At 55.2% G+C, this 4986-nt stretch carries 6 protein-coding genes; 3 read left to right on the forward strand and 3 right to left on the reverse strand.

All coding sequences use genetic code 11. From position 1 onward, the window contains the following. The first annotated feature begins 458 nt into the window (after nt 1-458). Together Z052_RS19045 and Z052_RS19050 are read left to right on the forward strand one after the other, a co-directional pair. Nucleotides 459-875: a hypothetical protein gene (locus Z052_RS19045; protein ID WP_199237905.1), complete on the forward strand. Its 417-nt coding sequence runs from the start codon at nt 459-461 to the stop codon at nt 873-875. Between the two features lie 133 nt (nt 876-1008). After that, entirely contained in the window at nt 1009-1764 is a 756-nt protein-coding gene (locus tag Z052_RS19050; protein WP_094494286.1) for a hypothetical protein, read from the forward strand. A 92-nt stretch (nt 1765-1856) separates the two neighbouring features. On the opposite strand, the gene Z052_RS19055 is transcribed toward Z052_RS19050, so the two are convergent. After that, the gene (locus tag Z052_RS19055; protein ID WP_049933029.1) at nt 1857-2423 is read right to left on the reverse strand and encodes a PH domain-containing protein; all 567 of its coding nucleotides are present in this window, start codon (nt 2421-2423) and stop codon (nt 1857-1859) included. After that, nucleotides 2416-3051, reverse strand: coding sequence for a PH domain-containing protein (locus Z052_RS19060; RefSeq protein ID WP_099289375.1), 636 nt, complete (start codon nt 3049-3051; stop codon nt 2416-2418). The genes Z052_RS19055 and Z052_RS19060 overlap by 8 nt, the downstream gene beginning before the upstream one ends. 659 nt (nt 3052-3710) lie before the next feature. Between Z052_RS19060 and Z052_RS20015 the strand changes: the two genes are divergently transcribed. Next, nucleotides 3711-4271 carry a hypothetical protein gene (locus Z052_RS20015; RefSeq protein WP_129452611.1) on the forward strand — a complete coding sequence of 187 codons (561 nt, stop codon included), beginning with the start codon at nt 3711-3713 and terminating at the stop codon, nt 4269-4271. A 44-nt stretch (nt 4272-4315) separates the two neighbouring features. On the opposite strand, the gene Z052_RS19070 is transcribed toward Z052_RS20015, so the two are convergent. After that, entirely contained in the window at nt 4316-4810 is a 495-nt protein-coding gene (locus tag Z052_RS19070) for a hypothetical protein (RefSeq protein ID WP_049933032.1), read from the reverse strand. Nucleotides 4811-4986: the final 176 nt, after the last annotated feature.

Here is a 4986-nt window from a genome sequence, read left to right on the forward strand (position 1 = left end):
ACTTTCGACGTTGAGTATAAGCATACAGAGTGACGTGTTCCCTCTGCTGATATCATGGGATCCCCCTGATCACTATGTTACTCCCGTTGATTCGGGTGGTTGAGGATCTAAGCTTTGTGGACTGTCGATCTCTGGCTCTGCCACGAAGCCGTTACTCGTGCCCAAAGGGGATATTAGAATACGAATACATTTTTCAAAATAGAACGACAAAATTCTTGGCCATAATTAGTTTTACCAATGTCGCGTTAAAGACAGGTCGAAATTGGCCGGGGGGCTTCGCTGTCTCCTATATCTCACACCGAGCTTAATCCGACCGGCTAGTGACCGCCTAGCGCGACGGTCCGTGGCGCAATACCTCTACTTTCCGGGTACAAACTCTCCTTTGTGCCCGGAAAGTCCGCCTCTGTGAACGCAAGATTCTCGGCGCTGCTTTACCGGTTGCTACGCTAGGCGGGTGTGTGGACATGACGCCACAACTACGCGAAATCGTACGCACGGAACTGTTACGAAGTATCGTCTGGTTCGGAGCCGGACTCGTCGGCTGGCCGCTAGTGACGATGGAAGTCAGTTGGCTCAACCCGACACCCCTGACGGTCTTCGGACTTCCCGTGATCACCTGGGCCGTGTTGACGGCAAGTGCTATCGGAGTCCGGAGCGTGACCGAATCGGATCTTTGTGTCCAGACGACAGGCGGAATATCCGTGAGCCTCGCCCTCGGGATCATGCTCGGGGGTGTCGCCGCGGTGTATCTCGTCACAAGAGGTGGTTACTCCGCTCAGTGGATCACGCTCAGTTACGTCGCGGTCGCGGCCGTGACTTCCCTCTGGTACTGGTACGTTCACCCGACGGACAGGGGCTCGACAGCGACTACCTGACGCTTCGGGCCAGTCTCAGGGTCTCCGAAGCAGTTTCAATTGCTGAAACAGCACCGCACCGCCCTGTGGCCCCAACAGAGCAAAACATACAATTTGACTCGATAAGATGTTGTGCGTGACTGACTGATAACACATGGCCCTCCCACCTTGGATAACAGAAAAGCTGCCTCAGGACAAGCGGGTAAACACCAAACTCACCCGCCGCCACGTCGTCGAAACGATGTATCGAGCAGATCGGCCGTTCTTTTCGCTCCAGCAAATCCAACAGCAGATCAAGCCAGACGTCTCTAAGGTGACGCTCCGGAACCGGTTAACAGAACTCGAGGAAAACGGAGTCGTCACGACGGAGTCGTTCGCTGATTCACTAACCTTGTATTATCTCAACCACCCTGAGTCGGAGTGGCCGCTATCGCCGGAAGGAAAACAAGCGCTGACAGCCGACAAGACTACTTCGACGCATCCCCTCCGCGAATTCCTTAACCACCCACGCGTCCGTTCAATCTTCCGCGAAGAGCTCTTTCGGAGCATTGGCTGGGTGGCACTCGGGATAGTCGGGTGGCCAATACTGCTCAGTGAGTCTCCACAGTTACCGGTCAATATATGGACCGTGTTCGGGCTCCCAGTCTTGACCTGGGCGACACTTACTGTGGCGATGGTCAGCGTCCGGCTGCTGACAGGGAGCGACATTCAAGTTCAGTCACAGGAGGGATTACATGTCGTCTCACTATGTGGGATTCTATTAGCCGGATTCTGGGTAGCGTTCGCGATTTTTATTTTGAACTGGCCGCCACTGCCGACAGTCGGTGTGTATCTGCTTGCGACAGTTTCCTACTTGATCGTTTATAAACGGGTTGTCCTACCGGAAACTAATCTTCCGGTCACCACGTGATCTCTCGCCGACGCTGCTCGCGCTGGCGACGTACAGTAACTGACTGCCTTCAATATTGGCGACAGACCGTTTGAGACCCAATGTGAACTCTCTTATTCTCCGGTCACAGGCTCACTATCATCTCTGGTGGGCGCCACCGTGGCGCGGATTTCACGGACAAGGCTGAGGACAGATTCCCACTGCTCTCGAGACCCGGGGATTGCGTACTCTTCATTACCCATGTACTCCGCGAGCGTCGTCTGGACGTTCTTCGGGTTATCAACCCGCCGAAACTCTAGGTCGCGTCCTCCGGCGACCTCAACGGACACTTTTCCATAACCGAAAAACGAGCCTGTGACGGACTGAGAAAACGAAGTGTTCTGGATTTTATCGACATGGACACGACGAACGGTTCGTCCGAGGACGCCCCGCTTTGCCCATACTGCTCGGGTTGTCAAGAGATACTGCGTCCGTCGTACCCTGAGTAGCCCCCAACTGAGAACCGCAACGCCGATGGGCACCCCCGCTAACAACCAGAGGTCGACGCTAACAGCGCCGACAAGGGCAAACACAGAGATGGCGGTTCCGACGATTATGTCTGGAAGAGCCGCTGAGAGACGCGGGCGACCCTTCCAGACAACGCGTTCATCGTCGTGTTGATACCACCAGCTGTCACTCATCTGTGTTACTTGTGTCAGTATGGATTGCCTCGTCAGTAGACGGGGCAGTCGAATCGGCCTGGGACCCGCTCTGGTCGTCGGTGACCGCCTGCCGAATGACGCGCAGTTCCGCAAGAATCGAATCAAGAACATCCTCTTTCGTCGAGTCGGACTCGGTCTGCTGTCGGCTGTCAATTTCCCTAGCGATCAGTTCCTGAACTGCTGCTGGGGCAGGGATACTTCGAAACTGAAGTTCGATCCCGGACCCGCCCGCTGTACTAACGTCAACGGAGCCGTATCCAAAGTACGAGCCGAGCGCCGACTGTGAGTACGAGATGTTTTGGACTTTGTCGAACCCAATCTGTTGGACGTCACGTGAGAGTACCCCACGTTTGCTGTAGAGGCCACGATTGGTGACCACGTAGTTCGTATTGGTGTACTGAAGATAGGACGCAGCAACGATCGGGATGCCAATAAGGACGAGTGACAGCGGAATTCCGATGATAAACGCAGGAAGGACGCTGTACTTGTGCGGGGTACTCGACCACTGGATAGACTCGCCGTCTTCAAGCGTGAGCCAGTCGAGATCCAGGTCTGAGGAATCCGTTGAACCGTCTCCCGATATGTCTTGGAGGGCCGTATCAGACATACATTATCCCAGATCACCGACCCTCAAAATAGTGGGGAAATCCACGGTTCGGAACGCAGTGTCGCAAGAGGTAGCTGAACGGGTATCGAGGAGACGGAACACGACGCCAAATGCCCGGCCCCATCGCTGGCGCCGATCGGTCAAAAACCGTCCCAGAAGCCAGTGGAGAGCGCGAGAAGTGATGGGCGATCCCACCAGACTATGCCACGGCGATGGGATATGCTCATCAGTCGGATACTTATCTGAATACCGCCTCCGACCGGCGGCACCCTCAACGGTGTACCCTTTCGAATGGTAATTGGAGCTTCAGTAGGGGGGCCAGCGGTAGGTTCGCTCATCGCTGGCGATCATAGCATCCCGATACTGCTCATGGCGATCGGTGGGGCTGGAATGCTTGCCACTGCCGGCTACGAATTGCTCCGAACCGACCCAGAGGAGTTTAGTGCCTCTGCCATCGTCCTTCTCGTGTTGGCTGGTTCCGCCTGTCTGTCCTTTCTCGGAACAATACTCTCTGCGATAGGCAGTTTCTGAGTGGTCTGTACTAACCGCGGCTGGTCAGAAAATATCACTTTGTAAGGATTTTAACAGAGTCTCCTCACCGTGTTTCTCCGCCCGAGACACGGACTAGGAAGTATACGGGAGACGACCGATATGCCGGTATGACAGACGACGCCTCAACGGGTGGGCCTAGCTCCGAGGTTGACCGAGCCACGTCACACTCCGATACTTACTCGGATCGGGCGTACACGTGGCTTTCACGGAACGGGATCTACGTCTGGGCCGGGATTTCCGTAGTGGCAATAGCGCTCGCAGCACTTGCCGTCCCGATTTTGGCCTTCGGGTCATTAGCAGCGATCGGCGGAGAAGGGTCGATCCTCGCTGGCGGAACCGCCATCGTTCTCTTCTGTACTGTCTTGCTACTCGGTTTGGCAGTCGTACTACTCAGCTACGCATACTTAGAGGTAGATCGTCGGGGGATCCCGTTCGTCGGAGACCGCAGTACGCGGACGCTAGCATATGATAGCATCCGAACGATAGAGACGGTTGCGGCGGGAACGTTCATTGGCGGACTCCTCACAATGGTCGGACTAGCGGTTTCAGTGGGTAACGTTCCGACAATACTCTCAGTTACCGTGCTAGCTGCCGCAATCGGGCTTCCAGTAACAGTGTTAGTACACGCAGCCGGGCGCTTTGTGTTGTTTGTAGTTGACGCGAGCTAGGAACCCGTTATCAAATGAACCTTCGCGAAACTCCTTTGCCTCGGTTAACCGGTCTCGTTCATCTGCCCGAGATCCGAGAACGACTCTCCGACTCGAAGCGCGATTGGTTCACTTTCATCGCTCGAGCCAATTGAAATAGCGACAATTTCTTCTTCAGTACTAGTAATCGAAAATCGCTGATTCAGCTCTGAAGTACCTGCGATCACGGTATCGGCGAGCTCCAAGTCAACTTGGTACTCGCCGGTGGTGGTCCATACGTCGGCGTAGGCGACGATATTACTATTACCGTCTGACTCGGTCGAGGGAACGTCGAACGAAGTATCGAGGACCGTCTCGCCCTCGGGATCTACGACTTCGATCGACCCGCTGACCTCCTGATTCAGCTGGTTGAGGAGGTTGACCTCTTCGAAGATTCGGTTGCCGATCGCATTAAGGACTGTCGAGCAGCCGGCGGTGGACGCTACAGCGGCACTGGCACCGACTGCGAGGGCTCGACGTCGCGTGACGGAGTCGAATGACGAACGCGTGTGTTGATTCATCGTTGAAGGGCGTATCATCGTTGGCATTGTTGTAAATTAAAGCTGTCCGGAGTGTTTCTAGCGGTGAATCGGTCGATGAAGTGCTTTTGGGACACCGCTGTGATTGCGTCCGAAAACAGGATCTCACGGTTCTGCTGCGTGTAGATACCGGTGACCGTCAACGCAGTACGTTTGGC

The organism is Halorubrum sp. C191 (assembly GCF_002727095.1).
GTDB lineage: Archaea > Halobacteriota > Halobacteria > Halobacteriales > Haloferacaceae > Halorubrum > Halorubrum ezzemoulense.

What these genes read in the sequence shown, in the direction of transcription:
- Z052_RS19050 (WP_094494286.1), top strand. Translation starts at nt 1,009, where the DNA reads ATGGCCCTCCCACCTTGGATAACAGAAAAGCTGCCTCAGGACAAGCGG.
- Z052_RS19055 (WP_049933029.1), bottom strand. Translation starts at nt 2,423, where the DNA reads ATGAGTGACAGCTGGTGGTATCAACACGACGATGAACGCGTTGTCTGG.
- Z052_RS19060 (WP_099289375.1), bottom strand. Translation starts at nt 3,051, where the DNA reads ATGTCTGATACGGCCCTCCAAGACATATCGGGAGACGGTTCAACGGAT.
- Z052_RS20015 (WP_129452611.1), top strand. Translation starts at nt 3,711, where the DNA reads ATGACAGACGACGCCTCAACGGGTGGGCCTAGCTCCGAGGTTGACCGA.
- Z052_RS19070 (WP_049933032.1), bottom strand. Translation starts at nt 4,810, where the DNA reads ATGAATCAACACACGCGTTCGTCATTCGACTCCGTCACGCGACGTCGA.